Source organism: Nibrella viscosa (genome assembly GCF_039541875.1).
In the GTDB taxonomy this organism is placed as follows: Bacteria; Bacteroidota; Bacteroidia; order Cytophagales; family Spirosomataceae; genus Nibrella; species Nibrella viscosa.
Genome location: NZ_BAABHB010000002.1, coordinates 602,907 through 620,486 on the forward strand (window position 1 = coordinate 602,907; position 17,580 = coordinate 620,486).

A 17,580-nucleotide genomic window follows, 5' to 3' on the forward strand; every position below is an offset into this window, starting at 1 on the left:
CGGCATCTGGAAAAAGACATAGGCGAACAGGATTAAGAAAGGAACGTGAATATTAAAAACCAGCCAACCCTGATTAGTCAGGTTTTGCGGAACGATTTACTGACCTTAGCCAGGTGGCGGGTAACCGAAAGCGCAAGGAAGAAGCGACACAAACAAAAAAAGCTCACCGGTTAGGTGAGCTCATGCCAGGGGCTCAGGTAATACACAACTGGTCCGGCCAGGACTACTTCAGGGTAGTGGCCAACAAGCCGTTTTCGGTTTCCCAGACGCAAACGGCACTGTGGGGTAGTGCCGCTACCCTTGGGAAAGCACCCGAACCGAGGCTGACCGGAACCGGGTGTCCGGGCGTAATCGCCCAGACCTTCCCGTCGGCCTGCCAAACGATATAGTTGCCGGAGGCATTACTGGCCAGCGCTACGTTTTTGCCGCCCTGCGCCACTTCGCGCTCGGGCTTCCCCGGCTCGGCTACGTAGATGCGGTTCTCGCGTCGCCAGGCGGTTATTATCTGTCCTGGACTGGCAACGGCTACACCCCCGCCGTCCATGGGGCATCCCTCCAGTTTCCAGGTGCCAATACCCAGCTTTTGCGGCTGACCAAAGTGCTGTCCGCCATCCGACGAGGTCAGCAGATGAATGTCCCGCGAGCCCGCTAGCGCGTTCCGGAAAGTAATGTACACGTGCTTGCCCTCAATGGCTACCGAAGGGCTGCAGCAGGGGCAAATGGGCCCGTCGGGCGACTGATAGAGAACCTGATTAGCCGACCAGGTTTTACCGCCATCTACTGACCAGGCACCGACCACCTTATTTTTGGCGTTGCCCCGCAGGTCGTTCCAGACGGCATAAAACATATTGCCGGGGCCGGCGGCTACGCTGACAAAGCCTTCTTTGGCTACATCGGGCTGGTCGGAGACGCTGATTCGTTTGGTCCACTGCCCCGTTTGTTTATCCCGGACATACGCAAAGATGTTACCGGCTTTGTTGAGGGCCAGAATGAGGGTAGTCTGTTGACTGGACGCAATCTGAGGCCGGCGCTGGGCCACCAGAAAAAGGTCCGTCAGGGTATCGACTACCTCGGCGGGTGTATACGTCCGGCCCTGATCGCTGGAATACGTATAGTAAATTTGGTTACCCAGACCATACACCACTTCTACCGCCTGCTGCGGGTTGGTACAAACTACGGGGTGGTAGCCTTTGGCCGCCAGCAGTGTAACCGGAGGAGTGTCGGAAAGAAGAATAAACCAGTAGATCAGGCTGGTAAGGAGTTGATACGGCATAGAAAATAAGATGTAGCGTCCAGTATAAACCAAAGCATTGTGGCCGGCGTAGTTACTATTGAGCCGGTAGCCAATTGTCGCCGTTTTTAGTTGTAGCATAAACGAACCTACGTTATGACCATCACCGACATTACCAATCTGCTGGGCGAAGCCGCCGACAACCTCTTAAACTACACCTCACAAACTGTTCCGAAGGCGCAGTTGCACCTGCCTGGCCCAGATTCATCGACCGGATTTTTGTCCCGTCAGACCGTTCCCCGCAAGTCCTGCGGAGCCTGGGGCAGTTGTTCGGCCACGGGCGGCTGGCCGGTACGGGCTACCTGTCCATCCTACCCGTCGACCAGGGCATCAAACACAGCGCCGGGGCTTCGTTTGCCCCGAACCCGATGTATTTTGACCCGGAAAACATTCTGCGGCTGGCGATCGAGGGGGGCTGTAATGCCGTGGCGACTACCTTTGGTGCTTTGGGCATGGTATCCCGCAAGTACGCCCACAAGATTCTGTTTATTGTCAAGATCAACCATAACGAATTGCTGACGTTTCCTGACAAGCACGACCAGATCCTGTTCGGCACCGTGCGCGAAGCCTGGAACCTGGGCGCGGTAGCCGTGGGGGCCACGGTTTATTTCGGCTCTGAAGAATCAGGGCGGCAGCTAGTGGAGATTGCCCGAGCCTTTGAGGAGGCACACTCGCTGGGCATGGCTACCATCTCACCACCGATCACCCCATCGATCTGTGTCGCTACCAGGTGGTCAACTGCTATATGGGCCGGGCGGGGCTGATTAATTCCGGGGGCGAGTTTGGGGGCGAGAGCGATACGAAAACAGCCGTACGAACGGCGATCATTAACAAACGGGCCGGCGGTATGGGCCTGATTTCGGGCCGGAAGGCATTCCAGCGGCCGTTCAACAAGGGCGCAACGCTGTTGCACGCTATTCAGGATGTGTACCTGAACCAGGAGGTGACCCTTGCGTAAGCGCTCCTTTCGGCGCAGAAAACAAAATAGCCGCTGAGTAAGGCTCAACGGCTATTCCACCTGTGAACTAATGAAGGGCATATACTCTCAAACTTATAATGCAAGGATTGGAGTTGCTTTTTGGACAGAACTTAATTTCGCATTAGAATTCGCTTAGAAGAGCCCAACAAAATAGCCACCCCGAAGTCCGGAGTGGCTATTACAACTAGTGGTAAAATGAAAAAGGCATATATAGCTTTACTGAATGATCCAAAAATACCTGGTACTCTTTGGAGAATGCTTAACCTTATCTTAAATTTTGCTTAGAAGCTATTTCGTATGAAAATTCTGTTGGTAGAAGACGAACCCAAAACCTCACAGGCCATTCGGCAGGGTTTAGAAGAAAGCCACTTCGACGTCGATGTGGCGTACGACGGCCTCATTGCTAAACGGCTGGCCTTAAAAAATGCGTACGCGGTCATTATCAGTGATGTTATTATACCCGGTCTGAACGGCTTTGAACTGATCAAGCAATTACGCGCCCAGGGTGTTGCTACACCGGTGCTGCTGCTGACGGCCCTGGGCGAGGTCGAAGATAAGGTCAGTGGTTTTGATGCCGGGGCGGATCAGTACCTGACCAAGCCGTTTCAGTTTTCGGAACTGCTGGCCAGGGTGCGGGCGCTGGCCAAACGAACCACGGCGGTGGGCATGACGGCCCAGACTTTATCCTACGCCGGTCTTGAGATGAACCTGGACGCCAAACAGGTAAAGCGGGAGGGAAAGTCTGTTGAGCTGACCGCCCGGGAATTTGCCCTGCTGGAGTTTCTGGTCCGGAATCAGGGCCGGGTGCTGTCGAAAATGGAAATAGCCGAACACGTCTGGGACCAGAATTTTGATTCGAATACCAATGTAGTGGAGGTGTATATTAATTACCTGCGGAAAAAAATTGATAAAGACTTTCCGCGTAAACTGATTCATACCCAGTTTGGCATGGGTTATGTTTTGCGGGAGGAGTAGCCCATGACGATCCGGACGCGGCTGACATTGCGGTTTACCCTGCTGGTAACGGCTATTCTGGCCGTTACATTTGCCAGTATGTACTGGGTTAGCTGGTATTTTCTGTCTTCTGATTTCTACCGCCGGCTCGACCGGAAAGCCGTTACTACCGGCGATCTGCTCCTGCAGCGGCAGGTAGATGCCAAACTACTGGCCGAGCTCAGTCAGTTGCGGAGAGATCATCTGCCCAGTCAGCAGGTGGTGGTGTATAATCAGGCGAATGTGCCGGTATACCGAACCGGCGATTCGGCGGTACGGGTAATCAAAAAGACGGTGCTGGACCGAATCCGGCAGGAGAAGCGGGCTGCCTTCCGGGTGGGAAATACCTACGGAACCGGGGTATTATATACCACCCCGGTTGGCCGGTATGTGGTGGTGGCAACCGCCCGGAATTCTATCGGTGACGATTTTCTGGACCGGATGGCGCAGATGATGGGCTTGTTGTTCCTGGCCATTACGGCCCTGGTAGGCTTTTCAGGCTGGCTATATACCGGCGATGCGCTGCTGCCTATGAAACGCATAGAAAATCACCTGAATCTGATTTTCCCCCGTACACTGAACGAGCGGCTGGTGGCTGATACCACCGACGAGCCGGGCCGGTTGTCGGGCACCATCAACCGCCTGCTCGACCGCATTGAAGAATCGTTCCAACTCCAGCGGATGTTTGTGGCCAATGTCTCCCACGAACTGAGGAACCCGCTTACCCAGATCAGTTCCCAACTGGAAGTGCTGCTGTTGCGGGAGCGTACCCCGGCCGAATACGAGCGGGTGATCCGGTCGGTGCTCGACGATGTGGGGGACCTGACCAGCCTTACACACGAGCTGCTCCAGCTCTCTAAAGTAAGTTCGGAAGATGCTACCGTGCTGCTGACCGAGTCGGTGCGGGTAGACGAAGTGCTGTGGGATGTGCAGCAGGAAGTTTCCCGGCTCAATGAGCGCTACTCGGTAGAAGTAGATTTGGAGGCCCTGCCCGACGATTTTGAGCGGGTGGCCGTGCCGGGCAATACCGCCCTGCTGAAAACAGCGCTCAAGAACCTGGTTGAAAATGCCTGTAAGTTTTCCGTTGACGGCCGGGCTATGGTACACGGGCAGTTCGACAAAGACAGTATTGAGGTTACGGTGTCAAACGAAGGCGATCCCATTCCCGATCAGGAACTGCCCTTTATTTTTCAGCCGTTTTACCGCAGTCAGCAAACGGCTGAGGTAAAAGGATACGGTATTGGGCTGTCGCTGGTCGACCGGATTGTGCGGCTGCACGGCGGCCGGTTACAGGTCCGGTCGGAGTCGGACCAGCGGCTCACCACCTTCCAGGTACGGCTTCCCTACCAGCCAGGGCTTTAAGCAGATTCTAATCAGTTTCTCAGCGGCCCTTAAGCGTCCTGTTTTTTTTTTGTACCATACACATTTGTCTCCCCAGGAACCAACCGGATAATGACCGATTTGTTTTTCATGCGTTCTTACCTTACGCCCCCGGGTGTCCGGTCCCGTCCGATGATGACGGGTCCGCCTAATGAGCCGACACCCTCCGGCCCCGACTGGCTGCTCTGGCTGGTCACGGGCCTGTTGCTGATAGCCCTGCTGCTAATGGGCTTAACCAATATTTCTGTGTGGTAATGGTTATCTGTACCGGCTGCCACGTGCCCGAACTGGGCATGGCGACCAGTACTTCATGTTCCGTTATGCCGCTGGTTGCTCTGAGGGGTAGCCGGCAGGTCATTATCAGGGGAGTTATCGAGCGTACTTTTCATCAGCAGTACGGTGTGCGGGTAAGGCATATCGATCTTAGCCTGATCCAGTGCCAGTTTGATGCGGCTCATAACCTGATCGCTTACCTTCAGCACATTGGCCTGGTGAGACTCAGCCCAGAAGTATACCGTAAAATTAACCGACGATGGAGCCAGTTCGGAAACGTATATCCACGGACCAGGGTCGGGCAGTACACCTTCGGTTGACTCAACCACCTGCCGGATAATCTGCCGGGCTTCGTCAATGGAATCTTCGTACCCGATGCCGATGACCATTTTGGCCCGGCGCTTTTCGTATGCCGTTCTGACCAGTACCGCGCTGGTATATACATCGCCATTGGGCAGAATGGCCCGTTCGCCGTCGTAGGTTTTCAGCCGGGTTGAGCGGGTAGTTATTTCTTCAACGGTACCTTCAAAATCTTTGACCCGAATCTGATCACCGACCCTAAACGGTCGCCGAAGCAGGATCAGAATGCCGGCAAAGAAGTTTTGCAGAATGTCTTTAAACGCAAAACCGATGGCTACGGAGGTGATACCCAGACCGGCGATCAGATCACCCGGTCGGAAAGCCGGAAAGATCACAACCGCAGCCGCAAAGAACCCCAAAACCACAGTAAGCGCCCCCGCCAGTTTACCTAACAGGTCGGCCAACGAAACATCCAGCGCGTGAATGCGTGTACCCAGGTTCCGGACGACCGACCGAATCGGACGGCTGATGAGCAGAAACAGAAAAAAGACGATAACGCCAACACCCACATAGGGCAGACGCTCCAGCACCGATTCGCCCATCTCCCGAAACGCCTGCCAGATGGTTTTCAGACCCTCGGTGGCTTGTTGCTGAACGGGTTGTTGTAAATACACTAGCTTTACTACCTGCATGTCTCTTCCGCTTTTGTACAACGCTGTCAGCGTGTTGACCATTACGTAAACACCGAATCGAAACCAATGTTATTGGACTTTTTTGTAAGTGACTGGCTGTCAGTTTTTAATAAAAGTGTTTTTGGTGGGGATGCCCTTTCTTTCTAAGGAGTTTTTAAGGTCTGCAGGGTGTCCGGCCCACAACACGTTGCCGGGCCTGTTCGGGGGTAATTTCCGGTACTGGGTAAGACTTGTAGCGATTGTATCCGGCAGCTCGTTTATAAACCAGCAGCCAGCATGAGCTGGTACGTTTCCCGGAGGATAAAACTTTACCGGACACAGTACATATGATACTATAGCGGCAGGTAGAGGGTGAGAGCTGAGTCCTGTCGTCAGATACAGGGTATGAGGCAGAGAATATCAAAACGGCGTGGGATACGCAGTGTAACCGGCTAAGCAAAACCTACCCCCGCCTGAAGAGCTTGGAAAGCAGCCAGATGGCCAGGGCAATGATACCAACAACCAGGATGATACCGAACCAGGCACCGGCTTTAAATATATCGCCGATTATCTCGCAGCTACTGAGACTTATCCCTATACACACAATTAACAGCAGGGAGAACACTTGACGGAAAAAAGAATGCTGGCGGTTTTTCATAACGGTTTGGACGTTTTATTCGCACTAATACAACATCGCTGATACAGAATTGTTTATGGTTGCGCCAGAGCCCGTCTATACACACGGGCTCTGGCGCAATCAGTTAAGTCTGGTCTGTTACCGGCAGCGTAATGGGTTGGCTACTTCGCCGGTTTGTCCAGCTTCTCCAACTTTTCTTCTACATCATACACCAGCCGGTTGGCCTGCCGCCGGGTTTGCTTCCACTGCTGTTCAGATCCGTGCTGCACTTCATAATAGGCTTTGATTAGCTCGTCGCGTTGCTGGGCAAGTTCCTGCTGCGTGGTCTGCTGCTGGGTGTCGGCCGCCCGGCGTGTGTCGGTCTTCATCCGTTTCAGGTAGCGGTCCAGATTCTGCACCATTTCGTCGATCTGATCGGCAAGCTGGCGACGTTCTATATTCAGGCGGTTGCCGGTCGATTGATAACTGGTTGACTGGTTACCGGTTGATCGGTTATTGGTCGATCTGGTCGTAGTCATCTGGTCTCCGGCGTACTGGTTGCCAGGATACTGGTTGCCGGAAGATTGGTAACCCGGGTATTGATAACCGGGATATGAGTTGCCAGGGTAGCGATCGTACTGCATATGGCTGTACTGATTGCCGTATATGGAGCGTTCGTCCCGGTAGGGCTGGTTCCCGTAGTTGTTGTTCGGGTAGCCATACATGTTATTCTGATACCGGTAATCCGGGTACCCACCGTAGGTATTCCGGTCATTCATCGAATCGTAGGAACGGTTCTGATTGCCGTATTGATTGTCGCTATAACTGCGGTTCTGATCGCGGTTATTGTCAGAATAGGAGTATGAATCGTTGTACTGTCCATTGCTCAGCCCCAGCCGTTGCCGGATGCGGCTGTCGGAGAGCGCGTCATCCGACGTTCCCTGGTCTGAGTAGGTACCCGACCGCATGTTGTTTTTCTCCGTATCACTCTGCCGGTCCTGGGTCATATTACTCATGTCCGACTGCCGGTTCTCGCTTCCGGTGGAGGAGTAGCTGTAGCTATCCTGATCCTGATTGGTCCGCTGGGTGCTGGTATATGAATCCTGGCCGGAGCGATCCGATCGATCCCGGGAGGTTGTTACATTCCGGCTGGTCTCGCAGGACATTGTCAGCAGCCCGGCTATTAGGGCTGCTACGGGCCATAGTGTCTTTTTCATCACGTTGATCTGGTTTGTTGTTTAAAATTTGAACCCAACGTTGGCACCAAATGACCGGCGCTGTGAGTTGTTGAATCCGCTGATAAGGTCTGAGAATCCGTGGTGATACACCAGGTCGATCATTACCGGACCCAGGTCGAAGCCCAGATTAGCCAGACCCAGGAAGCTGCCGTTCCGGAAGGATGCACTGTTGATCTGAACCGTATTGCTGCCACCCAGGCGGTTGGCATACTCGGCTCCTACGGCCAGACGAATGCCCGAAATACCGCGGTCAGACTCGGTCAGCTTAAATCCGACATAGGCCGGAATCTGTAGCCACTGGGTGTTGATCTGGCCGGAGATGTCCTGCAGGCTCTGCCCTCCGCCCGGTACAAAGAAGTTGGAGCTGGATGCAAAATATTCGGCTCCGAGCTGCCCGTAAAGCCGACCACCAAAGCGGGTAAACACCCCTAACTGATAGCCCAGCCGGCCAGACAGGTTGCCGGGGTCGATGTCTTCGCCCAGGTAGCGGGTTGTATTGAGACCGCCGTAAAAACCACCGGTAAAGGCCTGATAAGGCAGTACCCGTTTTTCTGTAACGATAACTTCCTTTTCTTTCTTCTCGTTGCGTTCAGCCTCAGCGGCCAGCAGGTTCTCGTAGCGCCGGCGTTCGGCAGCATTCAGACTCTGGGACGTAGAAGAGTTGTCATTGTCTCGGCGAATGGTTTCGTTTGTTCCGGTCCGCTCAGGGTCCGCATACATTCGACGTTCGCGGGTGTTCAGGCGGTCCGTTGTGGCTGTTCTGTTCAGTTTGTTCCCCGTTTCCATGCCGTCTTTATACCCTTTTTTGTAGGCATCGATAAGCCCCTCCTCATGCTGCTGCAGGGATACACTTCCCGACCGTATGTTCTGGTTGTTGTAGCGAGTTGCTGTGTTGTAATCATACATGCGTGTGTCGCGCTGGCCATACGCCAGGTTAGCTCCGGCAATTCCCACTACCAGCAGAGCTAAAGAGACATTTTTCATCATAGATAACGGTAAGTTTTACTCCCGAAGGAGTGTTGATAATAAACTAATCGGCCTTTGCCCACAAGCCGGTTTGTCCTGGCCGGGCAAACAACCGTCTTGTGAGTAAACCTGACTATCCATAAGAAAAGGCTTAAGATGGTGTTAGAATTTCCTTAGAATGAGGCATTTATGCCTGGGCGGGCTCCTTTATCCGGTAGCATTTAAGTAGATCGGACCGGATCAGGGCCAAATGGTTATTACTTTCCCAGGTTGCTTAAACGAAATTTTAATTTGATTCTAAGCCCACTCTAAGATGTAAGCCGGTCCTTTGCCGCCATAACTACCCGTAGTGACAGGCACATGGCTGCGGGAGAGAAGCGAAGGGTGCTTAGTGTTTAACTAAATTTTCCAACGTTATGGCGAATATTGATATTGAGAAGAAGAGTGGGGGCACGGTGTGGCCCTGGCTTCTGGGACTACTGCTTCTGATAGCAGTACTGGCGTTTATTTTCTGGCCACGCGATAATACCCGGGACGAGGTGGCTGTTACGGATAATACCGAGCAACGGGTCGGGACCAGTAATGCCTACGCAACTGAAGACGTAACCACAACAGGGACAATGGCACCAGCCGTGCGGTCGTATGTCGATTGGGCAACGTCTATATCTGTGCAGGGCGAAATGGGATTAGATCATCAGTTTACCCGTACGGGCCTTATGAACCTGGCCGATGCCCTGGCGGCCGTGTCCCTTAAGGCACCGAATGTAAATAGGCAGCAAGTCGACAACAAGCTGAGTCGGATGCGCACTATGGCCAATGATATTACCGACAACTGGGAAAGCACCCAGCATGCCGATAAGATAAAACGGGCGTTTCAGGCTTCTGTCGATGTGTTTGACGAGTTGCAGCAAAGCTCGTTTCCTAACCTGAACGGGGATGTGGCCAGCGTCCGGCAGGCGGTTGAGCAGATGGATACCAATACCCTCACGCTGGATCAGAAGAACAAAGTAAAAGATGTTTTCCGCGAATCGGCTGATGTACTGGAGAAAATGAGCCGAAATCTGGGTAGTTAACCGCATACCCGTAAGCAGGTAAACAAATTTGTCACCTCAAAACTGATAAAGTCATGGCAGAACATAAAGATTGGAATAATCAGGAAAATCGGGGTTCGGTGGGTAGTACCCTGTACCGGCTCAATGAACTGGACGATTATAAAGTTGCCGATCACAGCGCCGACATCCGGGGTTGGGAAGTTAAAAGCAGAGACGGTAAAACCATTGGGCGGGTAAAAGACCTGGTGGTGGATACGGTTGCCGAAAAGGTGCGGTATATTGACCTGGAACTGGACAATGAGTATCAGGCAAACAGCGACGGCACAGACATGCACCTGCTGGTGCCGGTGGGAGCCGCCCGACTGGACGAAGACGATGATGATGTATATGTCGACCGTATCACGACTACCGACGAAGTACGTCATTACCCCCGCTCAACCGGCCGTGTCATTACCAGAGACTATGAGCGGTCGGTTGTAGATTACTATACCGGCGCATACCGGAACAAGCCGACAACCTCAACCGGAACCACAACCGGTGCTCATGGTGATCAGACAACGGGTAATCAGGATGACCCGATCATCGCCTACGACAAAAACGAGGATGAAAATTTCTATAACCAGGATTGTTTTAACGAAAACTTCCTATACCAGAACCGCCGGGTAAGGTAAGGTCTTTATCGCCCGGGAAAGCGTCTGCGCTTCGGGCGCAGACGCTTTTTGGTTGTCAGGTGGGTAGGTTTCCTGGCCCATTCAGGGCTGGTGGCGTTTCAAAAAAGCGCTGCTGGTACTCTGTAGCCGGATACCGACCCGCCGGCTCAGGACTGAAACGGATTAGTTAGGTTTTTAATGATGGTAGAAGCCGGTTTCCAGCGGGCAATCGGTACGATAATAGGCGTACTGTGCTCGGTAGGAATACTGGTAAAAACCTCATTCGGACTCATGATGTACTGGTCGTAGGTGTATTGGTCCTGATCAGTTACGGAGGCCGGTACGATATAAATGCTCTGATGCGTGAAGATAGAACTTTGCGGGTCATCTTTATCGACCAACTCTAGTGAAAAAACAACCCGGATTACTTGGTAGCGCTCCTGCAAAGGCACCTCCCGCCAGGTTGGTAACCACACAAAATCCCCTACTTCAAAGCGGATCATATGGATGCTGTTGGTGTACTGAAACCGTAAGGTACGTAACCTGTTATCCTGATCCTCAATAAAGAAACGAGTCGTAAATGGGGGTTTGATTACTACTTGCTCCGAGCTCATACTGATAGCCTGGTAAGAAATCAAAAACTGAAATAGTGTTAATTTTTACATTTACAGCAATGAATCCGGCTACACTCTGTAGGGGTCAGCAACCGGACAGCATGTACGCCCATTAAATTAAGATCTAAATATAGATATTTTATGTTATTTTTAACAAGTAATTTATCGAATTTAAATATCAGTAACTTATTGGGGCAACAGATTAAAGGCAGAGAGCGCTTAGCAGCTACTATTCTAGTCGGCCAGCAGTTGGTGGATGTTTAGTACGCAGTTGTCCGGAACGGGAATAACTTCGGTCCAGTCGGTGATAGTAGATTGCTAAAAAAAGGATATAAATATAGGTAGACGGGCAAACAGGGCGGCCGGCAACAGGCGGCTATGGCTCTTCCCGCACCATGATCTTCTGATCCGTGATCAGGTCTTTATGTTCGTCCAGAAACTGTTTAAACTGCCGGATCTCTTCCAGTTGCTTCTCAATAGGGTGAGTAAGCGGATAACTCTCCACATAGACATCGGTGAAGTCGGTGATGACGTACTCCATCAGTTTGATACCCCGCTTTTTCAGGGCGTGGAGGTACAGGTTCTGGTGGTTAAACAGATAGCGCTGTGGCTGATACGAGGCCGTGGTCTTGATGTCGACCGCCTTAAACTTGCCGATCAGGTCAACATAGCCGTAAAATAAAACATCATCGATCTGCCACTGGCAGTAGACCTGTGTTTCTACAATGGGGCGGGGGAGAAGCTTACGAACCTTCTGCAAAATCACCGGATCAAACCGCTCTTCGTCCTCGCCCTTAATCACGGCTGCTTCAAACGAAACGCCCCGCTCCTGCGCGGCCGTGGTGGGTGCCGGTACCCGATTTATCGTATCCAGCAGTTCCTGCACAGTCAGGCCACCCCCGCGCAGGTACCGCGAGAACACATTCAGCAGCGTCGGGTAGATACGATAGCGGATGTCCATACTTTTTTTAGTTAAGAGTTAAGAGTTATGAATTAAGAGTTAAAAAGCTTGCGCAAGCATTAATTCTTAACTCTTAATTCCTCACCACCAGCACTACGCCCATAATTATCAGTACTACGCCAAGCACGCGCCAAACATTGGCGGGGTGGAGCGGGAAACCCAGGTAGCCGTAATGGTCGTACAGAACAGCGGCTAGTAGCTGGCCGGCAATGCTGAGGCTGAGCAGGCTGGCGGCTCCGATGCGCGGCACGGTGAAGATCACGGTGGTGACATAAAAGGCACCCAGCAGACCACCCGTCCACTTCCACCAACTGATGCTGCGGACCGTCTCCAGCGATGGCGTGGCGTTACCAGTGAGCAGCTGAATGCCCATCAGGGTCAGAAAACCAACTCCGAAGGAGCCGATGGCCGCCATAATCGGATTGGCAAGGCCCTGACGAAGCTGAGAGTTAACACCCGACTGCGTACTGTTGGCAATGCCGGTCAGGAAAGCGAGCAGAAAATACATGTAAAGCATAGAGGAGGGTAAACAACAGCCTGTTTATTAAGGTGTAACGCTGATTCGTTTCATCAGGTTCTCACAGCGAACGGCTAATTCCTGAGCAATCGGACTGTTTTCTTTGGCGGTTGCCATTTTTTGAAGTAGCTGTGTTACCTGTACCAGGTCGTGCATGCGCGAACCCCGCTGGGGCGACCAGGTACAGCCACTCCGGACGCCCTCACCCACGTTGTATGCCGTGAAATGAAAGGTAGTGCCATCGACCCCCCACGCCTGATTGCGCCGGTAGCTGACCTGCCCAATAGCCGTCATAAACAGTTTGTTGAGCTGCAGCGCCAGGTCCTTTGGAAGCTGAATACGGCGCACCACCACCTCTATACCTTCTTTGGCCGGCTGCTGAAAGATGTTCTCCCTGGCTTCGGCACAAATCAGGAAGTAAGTATCCCACCGCTTATCTTTTTCGATAGAGATTACGTACTCAGGCGCAAAGGTGGGCAGCACCAACACCCGCGCTACCGGGTTCTGACTCAGGTTTTTGAGTAGCAGGTTGCGAATATGTGGGTAGTACTCGTGTCTGAAGTTAAAATCGGCAAAGTAACCGGCCTCAGGCTCCAGGTGGTCGTCGGCGGGGGCGTTGATGATGACCGGTTGGGCAAAAGCGACCAAAGAAAGCAAAACGAAGAGAAACGTTTGGACAAGCCAATTCATGAATAAAGCTTAATGCAAGAGGTCAAATTTACGCGATTGAAGGCAAAACCTGGTTTCGGGTTGTAAAATATTGCCTATCGGGCGGCAATAATCAGGCCCAGACCGACATCGTAACAAAGGAGCATCAGGTTGAGCAGCGTATGAATGCCTTTGGGGGTGTTACGGAACTCGTGCCAGAGGTAAATACCCCATAGGGCAGCCACGACGATAGCCCCCTGCCCCAACCCATACGAAATGGCCGGGCGCGCCTTGCCGGACGCCATGATGCTGAACGACATACCTATGCACCAGACAATACCCCCAATAATGCCCATCAGATGACTGCGCCGATTACCCCGGAAATAGTTGGTGTAGCCAACCGGCGAGCCCAGGTAATTTACCATCAACCCGATGGCCAGCGCCAGCCCGATGCCTACCGGTTTGGATGGTAAACATAAGCGGTTAGAGGTTATCGATAGTCGTTCGCATAAACAGGCACTACTAACGGCTATTGACTATCAGCTAAAAATAAAAACATTTCGGCGGCATGCCAGGTGTGGGGGAAGCTGAGCTTTTGCTTCATCAGGCTTTTATCCAGAATGGTCATACCGGCATACCTGGCATTACTGGCCTGCTGCTCCCACGATAGCGGATAACTTAAATTACCCACCAGACCCCGCCGGGTGGGGGTACCGGTACGCCGGTTGAAATGGTCTTCGGCCCACACCAGATACGGGTAGTTTTTGCCGGAGCCCTCGTCAAATTCTTTGCCCGGAACATGCTGGTCAGTATAGGCCCACCAGAACAGGGCGGAGTAACTGTCGTATACTTTCGGAATAGAAAACGAGTCGGGCAGGCCAAGCGATTGCATTCCAAATTTCAGCCATTTGGTCTGATAAACCGGGTGTTCGGCGTAGTCGGTCTGGCCGGTGAGGTACAGCGCTTGTGGCGACAGGGAAGCCGGGGAGGGTTGAGAAACCGACCTGACGGTTACAGTGTCGGCTGGGCCGGCCGGGAAGGGTTTGGAAAACCGCTGTACGGAGTCGAGCACCATCCTCACTGCCGGATGTTTCTGGTCCGAGACGAGAGATACCAGATACAGCACCTGCCCGAGGTTGTCGGGTTCGCTGATACCGTGATTGTTCCGGTCGAACGGGTCGCGGATTTTCAGGATCCAGTCTCGGATCAGGTGCAGGTTGCTGGTCTGCTGCATCACCATGCCCATTAGCGCAGCATCGCGGAACCAAGGTGTGGCGTATACCAGAAAGTTGGGTACCGGTTTGCCGCCAATTACGTTAATCAGTACTTCGTGGTGCAGCACCCGCAGTACCGGCCCATATTTCTTATCCGAAAAAGCGGGTAGGGAGATACGGCTGCGAGTGCCTTTGACCAGTTGGGGAGCCTTGCCCGGCTGATACATCCAGACGCCGGTTTCGTCTTCCCGGAGCTGAACGGTGGTACTGTCCATCAGCGTCAGGTGAACCAGGTATTCCGACGGCACGATCAGGGCCTGCTGCACCCGCCACTGCTCCACTATATGACCGGTAAGGGCTTCTACCAGCCGGCCCTGCTGGTAAATCAGCTTGGTCCGGTTGCCCATCCCGAACAGGAAAAACGGTAAATCCGGCAACTCCCGCTGCCGGGTATATTCCTGCCGTAGCAAGGCGAGGTTCTGCCGGTATACCGCCAGCGCTCCCTGCGGGTCGGGGTGCATGACCGGGGCCTTCTGGGCCTGGGCCGCCGTCATGAACAGGAAAAATAGAAGAGCTTTTGACATAGGTGAACCAGAATTTCATTCCGGTTATTTGTGCTGTTGTAAACCGGAATTTCATTCCGGTTATCCATATTCTATTCCGTGTTACGCTCCTCGTTTACAGGTAGAACCTGTGTTGACGGCTCACCGTCGATACGTTCCAGTTCCGCCCGCGTGGGCATACTGGCCTGGGCACCCAGGCGCGTAACGGAGAGCGATGCAGCCTGACAGGCGAAGGCGGCTGCATCGGGCAGGGGCATCCCTTCAGACAGCGCTACTGCCAGGGCACCGTTAAAGCAGTCGCCGGCGGCAGTTGTGTCCAGGGCAGTAACGGCCGGAGCCGGAATAATCGTAGATAGCGCTTCGGTATGCAGGTAAACGCCTTTACGGCCCAGGGTGATAATGACGTTGGCAACGCCTAGCGCCCGCAGTCGCCGGGCGGCAATACCGGCGGTTTCTTCGTCGGTGACCTCCGTATGCGTGAGCAGGCCGGCTTCGGTTTCGTTGGGGGTAATCAGGTGCAGAAAGGGATATAGGCCAAACGGCAGCGGTCGGGCGGGGGCGGGGTTCAGAATTACCCGCAGGCCGCGTTCGTAGCTGCGCCGGATCACGTGCTCCACCGTCTCTATAGGTGTTTCCAGTTGCAGCAGCACGATGGTGTCGGGTTCGGTGGCTTCCAGAGCTGCGTCGGTTTCGTCGGGCTGCAGGTTGGCGTTAGCCCCCGAAGCAACCGTAATCGTATTTTCGCCCCGGGCATCAACGTTGATGAGGGCGACGCCTGAAGGTTCGTCCGGGTCGGTGACCATGTGGGCTGTCCGGATGCCTTCCTCGGCAAACTGCCGGATGGCCTGCTCGCCAAACAGATCCCTGCCTACTTTGGCTACAAACGTAACCGCGCTACGGCTGCTTATTCCGGCAAGCCGGGCGGCCGCTACGGCCTGATTTGCTCCTTTGCCACCGGGGTTCATCAGGAAGGTGCCGCCGAGCACGGTTTCGCCGGGGGCGGGTAGCTTTTCGGTTTTTACGACCATGTCGGTATTCGAACTACCGACCACCAGAATCTGACCAGGCATAAACAATGCGTAATGGTTGAAAAGCCCTGCTGTTTCGTATGGTTAACGACGCCTAAGTAAGCAAAATTTACCTAGACCACAAGCTCCGGAACGGTCTCAACCAGGGGTAGCCTAAACATTTTTGCCCGGCCGCGTATTAGATAGTACTCAATTGCAGGAAACATGGGCAGAACACATAACCTCACCGGCAAAGACCTCCGGCGTATTGGTTACCCGGAAGGCAAGGTCATCAGCATTGCGCTACAGGTGATGCAGCAGCATTTTAAACATTCCAAACCGTCGGAAGCCCTGGAACTGCTGGAGAAAGTCCGCGAAAATCCCGGTGATTACCTGAAAAACCCGACTTTGGGAAAAATTGCGGCCGAACTCGTACCAAAACCCAAAGCCGGTCCCGATGAAATACCGCTCAGTGAATCGCGCAAAGAATATACCGTCTTTGGCGCGGACCATATTGAAACCGGGGCCATCAACCAGATGGAAATCGCTATGCGCCTGCCTGTAGCTACCGCCGGTGCCCTCATGCCCGATGCTCACCAGGGGTACGGCTTACCCATCGGTGGCGTACTGGCAACCGAAAACGCCGTTATCCCGTACGGGGTAGGAGTCGATATTGGCTGCCGCATGTGCCTCACCCTGTATGACCTGCCGGAGCATAGGCTCTACAGTGAAACCAGCCGGCTGAAAAACATTCTTCAGCGCGAGACTTTGTTCGGGGCCGGGCGGGAATTTCCCAAACCGATGGATGATGAGGTGCTGGCCCGCAAAGAATTTAAAGAGATTCCGCTGCTGCGCGGTTTGCACGCTAAAGCGGTGCGACAGATCGGCTCGTCGGGCTCGGGCAATCACTTTGTGGAGTTTGGGGTGGTGGAGATCACCGACGAAAAAAACGGGTTTGCTGTGCCACCCGGCCGGTACCTGGCCCTGCTGTCGCATTCGGGCTCGCGGGGCCTGGGGGCCAGCATTGCCGATCATTTCACAAAAGTGGCCATGTACCGCACCCCGCTGCCCCGCGAAGCCAAACACCTGGCCTGGCTGGATCTGGATTCGGCCGACGGGCAGGAGTACTGGGCCTGCATGAACCTGGCCGGCGATTATGCCTCCGCCTGCCACCATCAGATTCACCGCAAGGTAGGCCGGGCGCTGGGCGAAAACCCAATAGCCCTGGTGGAGAACCACCATAATTTTGCCTGGAAAGAGCAGCATGAAGGGCGAGAACTGATTGTTCACCGCAAAGGCGCTACCCCGGCCGGCAAGGGTGTCCTGGGCATTATTCCCGGCTCCATGACACATCCCGGCTTTATTGTGCGGGGGCGGGGAGAGCCTACGTCGCTGGATTCGGCCGCGCACGGGGCCGGTCGCCGGATGTCGCGGGCTGCGGCCAAAAACAGCATTACCTGGAACCAGGTCAACGACGTGCTGAAACATAACGGCATCACCCTCCTGGGCGGAGGGCTCGACGAAGCGCCTATGGTCTACAAAGACATCAACCAGGTCATGGCCTTCCAGCGCGACCTGGTCGATGTCGTCGGCACCTTCACCCCCAAAATCGTCCGCATGGATGATAAATAACGAAAAAGGCAGCAA

At 53.7% G+C, this 17,580-nt stretch carries 18 protein-coding genes and 1 pseudogene; 7 read left to right on the top strand and 12 right to left on the bottom strand.

What is annotated here, in order from left to right; genetic code table 11:
• Positions 1-223: 223 nt before the first annotated feature.
• On the bottom strand, positions 224-1,273 hold the full coding sequence (locus ABD931_RS07060) for a sialidase family protein (RefSeq protein WP_345265378.1): 1,050 nt from the start codon (positions 1,271-1,273) through the stop codon (positions 224-226).
• A 114-nt stretch (positions 1,274-1,387) separates the two neighbouring features.
• Here ABD931_RS07060 and ABD931_RS07065 point away from each other — a divergent pair.
• The 4 genes and pseudogenes from ABD931_RS07065 (at position 1,388) to ABD931_RS07080 (ending at position 4,898) form a co-directional block, all read left to right on the top strand.
• Positions 1,388-2,249, top strand: a pseudogene (locus tag ABD931_RS07065) (class I fructose-bisphosphate aldolase).
• A 318-nt stretch (positions 2,250-2,567) separates the two neighbouring features.
• Positions 2,568-3,245 carry a response regulator gene (locus ABD931_RS07070; RefSeq protein WP_345265380.1) on the top strand — a complete coding sequence of 226 codons (678 nt, stop codon included), beginning with the start codon at positions 2,568-2,570 and terminating at the stop codon, positions 3,243-3,245.
• Between the two features lie 3 nt (positions 3,246-3,248).
• Positions 3,249-4,625 carry a sensor histidine kinase gene (locus ABD931_RS07075; protein WP_345265382.1) on the top strand — a complete coding sequence of 459 codons (1,377 nt, stop codon included), beginning with the start codon at positions 3,249-3,251 and terminating at the stop codon, positions 4,623-4,625.
• A gap of 108 nt (positions 4,626-4,733) precedes the next feature.
• On the top strand, positions 4,734-4,898 hold the full coding sequence (locus ABD931_RS07080) for a hypothetical protein (protein WP_345265384.1): 165 nt from the start codon (positions 4,734-4,736) through the stop codon (positions 4,896-4,898).
• Positions 4,899-4,951: 53 nt separating this feature from the next.
• On the opposite strand, the gene ABD931_RS07085 is transcribed toward ABD931_RS07080, so the two are convergent.
• From ABD931_RS07085 to ABD931_RS07100, 4 genes are all read right to left on the bottom strand, one after another.
• Complete coding sequence (locus ABD931_RS07085; protein ID WP_345265386.1) at positions 4,952-5,908, bottom strand: mechanosensitive ion channel family protein; 957 nt, start codon at positions 5,906-5,908, stop codon at positions 4,952-4,954.
• A gap of 442 nt (positions 5,909-6,350) precedes the next feature.
• Positions 6,351-6,545 (bottom strand): hypothetical protein, encoded by a 195-nt coding sequence (locus ABD931_RS07090; RefSeq protein WP_345265388.1) that lies wholly within the window; start codon positions 6,543-6,545, stop codon positions 6,351-6,353.
• Positions 6,546-6,685: 140 nt separating this feature from the next.
• A complete protein-coding gene (locus ABD931_RS07095; RefSeq protein WP_345265390.1) occupies positions 6,686-7,720 on the bottom strand; it encodes a hypothetical protein in 1,035 nt (344 codons plus the stop codon).
• A 21-nt stretch (positions 7,721-7,741) separates the two neighbouring features.
• Positions 7,742-8,728 (bottom strand): PorT family protein, encoded by a 987-nt coding sequence (locus ABD931_RS07100; protein ID WP_345265392.1) that lies wholly within the window; start codon positions 8,726-8,728, stop codon positions 7,742-7,744.
• A gap of 395 nt (positions 8,729-9,123) precedes the next feature.
• Between ABD931_RS07100 and ABD931_RS07105 the strand changes: the two genes are divergently transcribed.
• On the top strand, positions 9,124-9,780 hold the full coding sequence (locus ABD931_RS07105) for a hypothetical protein (RefSeq protein ID WP_345265394.1): 657 nt from the start codon (positions 9,124-9,126) through the stop codon (positions 9,778-9,780).
• 53 nt (positions 9,781-9,833) lie between these two features.
• Complete coding sequence (locus ABD931_RS07110) at positions 9,834-10,430, top strand: PRC-barrel domain-containing protein (RefSeq protein ID WP_345265396.1); 597 nt, start codon at positions 9,834-9,836, stop codon at positions 10,428-10,430.
• A 146-nt stretch (positions 10,431-10,576) separates the two neighbouring features.
• On the opposite strand, the gene ABD931_RS07115 is transcribed toward ABD931_RS07110, so the two are convergent.
• From ABD931_RS07115 to rbsK, 7 genes are all read right to left on the bottom strand, one after another.
• On the bottom strand, positions 10,577-11,023 hold the full coding sequence (locus ABD931_RS07115; protein WP_345265398.1) for a hypothetical protein: 447 nt from the start codon (positions 11,021-11,023) through the stop codon (positions 10,577-10,579).
• 376 nt (positions 11,024-11,399) lie between these two features.
• Positions 11,400-11,984 (bottom strand): PD-(D/E)XK nuclease family protein, encoded by a 585-nt coding sequence (locus tag ABD931_RS07120; protein ID WP_345265400.1) that lies wholly within the window; start codon positions 11,982-11,984, stop codon positions 11,400-11,402.
• A gap of 73 nt (positions 11,985-12,057) precedes the next feature.
• Positions 12,058-12,501 carry a DMT family transporter gene (locus tag ABD931_RS07125; protein WP_345265402.1) on the bottom strand — a complete coding sequence of 148 codons (444 nt, stop codon included), beginning with the start codon at positions 12,499-12,501 and terminating at the stop codon, positions 12,058-12,060.
• 27 nt (positions 12,502-12,528) lie between these two features.
• A complete protein-coding gene (locus tag ABD931_RS07130; protein ID WP_345265404.1) occupies positions 12,529-13,191 on the bottom strand; it encodes a hypothetical protein in 663 nt (220 codons plus the stop codon).
• 74 nt (positions 13,192-13,265) lie between these two features.
• The gene (locus tag ABD931_RS07135) at positions 13,266-13,682 is read right to left on the bottom strand and encodes a GRP family sugar transporter (RefSeq protein ID WP_345265980.1); all 417 of its coding nucleotides are present in this window, start codon (positions 13,680-13,682) and stop codon (positions 13,266-13,268) included.
• Positions 13,679-14,947: a hypothetical protein gene (locus tag ABD931_RS07140; protein ID WP_345265406.1), complete on the bottom strand. Its 1,269-nt coding sequence runs from the start codon at positions 14,945-14,947 to the stop codon at positions 13,679-13,681. Before ABD931_RS07140 ends, ABD931_RS07135 begins: the two co-directional genes overlap by 4 nt.
• A gap of 71 nt (positions 14,948-15,018) precedes the next feature.
• Entirely contained in the window at positions 15,019-15,996 is a 978-nt protein-coding gene (gene rbsK, locus ABD931_RS07145; RefSeq protein ID WP_345265408.1) for a ribokinase, read from the bottom strand.
• A gap of 162 nt (positions 15,997-16,158) precedes the next feature.
• Between rbsK and ABD931_RS07150 the strand changes: the two genes are divergently transcribed.
• Complete coding sequence (locus tag ABD931_RS07150; RefSeq protein ID WP_345265410.1) at positions 16,159-17,565, top strand: RtcB family protein; 1,407 nt, start codon at positions 16,159-16,161, stop codon at positions 17,563-17,565.
• Positions 17,566-17,580 lie beyond the last annotated feature (15 nt).

What these genes read in the sequence shown, in the direction of transcription:
- ABD931_RS07090 (WP_345265388.1), bottom strand. Translation starts at nt 6,545, where the DNA reads ATGAAAAACCGCCAGCATTCTTTTTTCCGTCAAGTGTTCTCCCTGCTG.
- ABD931_RS07115 (WP_345265398.1), bottom strand. Translation starts at nt 11,023, where the DNA reads ATGAGCTCGGAGCAAGTAGTAATCAAACCCCCATTTACGACTCGTTTC.
- ABD931_RS07060 (WP_345265378.1), bottom strand. Translation starts at nt 1,273, where the DNA reads ATGCCGTATCAACTCCTTACCAGCCTGATCTACTGGTTTATTCTTCTT.
- ABD931_RS07120 (WP_345265400.1), bottom strand. Translation starts at nt 11,984, where the DNA reads ATGGACATCCGCTATCGTATCTACCCGACGCTGCTGAATGTGTTCTCG.
- ABD931_RS07140 (WP_345265406.1), bottom strand. Translation starts at nt 14,947, where the DNA reads ATGTCAAAAGCTCTTCTATTTTTCCTGTTCATGACGGCGGCCCAGGCC.
- ABD931_RS07085 (WP_345265386.1), bottom strand. Translation starts at nt 5,908, where the DNA reads ATGCAGGTAGTAAAGCTAGTGTATTTACAACAACCCGTTCAGCAACAA.
- ABD931_RS07150 (WP_345265410.1), top strand. Translation starts at nt 16,159, where the DNA reads ATGGGCAGAACACATAACCTCACCGGCAAAGACCTCCGGCGTATTGGT.
- ABD931_RS07095 (WP_345265390.1), bottom strand. Translation starts at nt 7,720, where the DNA reads ATGAAAAAGACACTATGGCCCGTAGCAGCCCTAATAGCCGGGCTGCTG.
- rbsK (WP_345265408.1), bottom strand. Translation starts at nt 15,996, where the DNA reads ATGCCTGGTCAGATTCTGGTGGTCGGTAGTTCGAATACCGACATGGTC.
- ABD931_RS07125 (WP_345265402.1), bottom strand. Translation starts at nt 12,501, where the DNA reads ATGCTTTACATGTATTTTCTGCTCGCTTTCCTGACCGGCATTGCCAAC.
- ABD931_RS07100 (WP_345265392.1), bottom strand. Translation starts at nt 8,728, where the DNA reads ATGATGAAAAATGTCTCTTTAGCTCTGCTGGTAGTGGGAATTGCCGGA.
- ABD931_RS07080 (WP_345265384.1), top strand. Translation starts at nt 4,734, where the DNA reads ATGCGTTCTTACCTTACGCCCCCGGGTGTCCGGTCCCGTCCGATGATG.
- ABD931_RS07070 (WP_345265380.1), top strand. Translation starts at nt 2,568, where the DNA reads ATGAAAATTCTGTTGGTAGAAGACGAACCCAAAACCTCACAGGCCATT.
- ABD931_RS07075 (WP_345265382.1), top strand. Translation starts at nt 3,249, where the DNA reads ATGACGATCCGGACGCGGCTGACATTGCGGTTTACCCTGCTGGTAACG.
- ABD931_RS07110 (WP_345265396.1), top strand. Translation starts at nt 9,834, where the DNA reads ATGGCAGAACATAAAGATTGGAATAATCAGGAAAATCGGGGTTCGGTG.
- ABD931_RS07105 (WP_345265394.1), top strand. Translation starts at nt 9,124, where the DNA reads ATGGCGAATATTGATATTGAGAAGAAGAGTGGGGGCACGGTGTGGCCC.
- ABD931_RS07130 (WP_345265404.1), bottom strand. Translation starts at nt 13,191, where the DNA reads ATGAATTGGCTTGTCCAAACGTTTCTCTTCGTTTTGCTTTCTTTGGTC.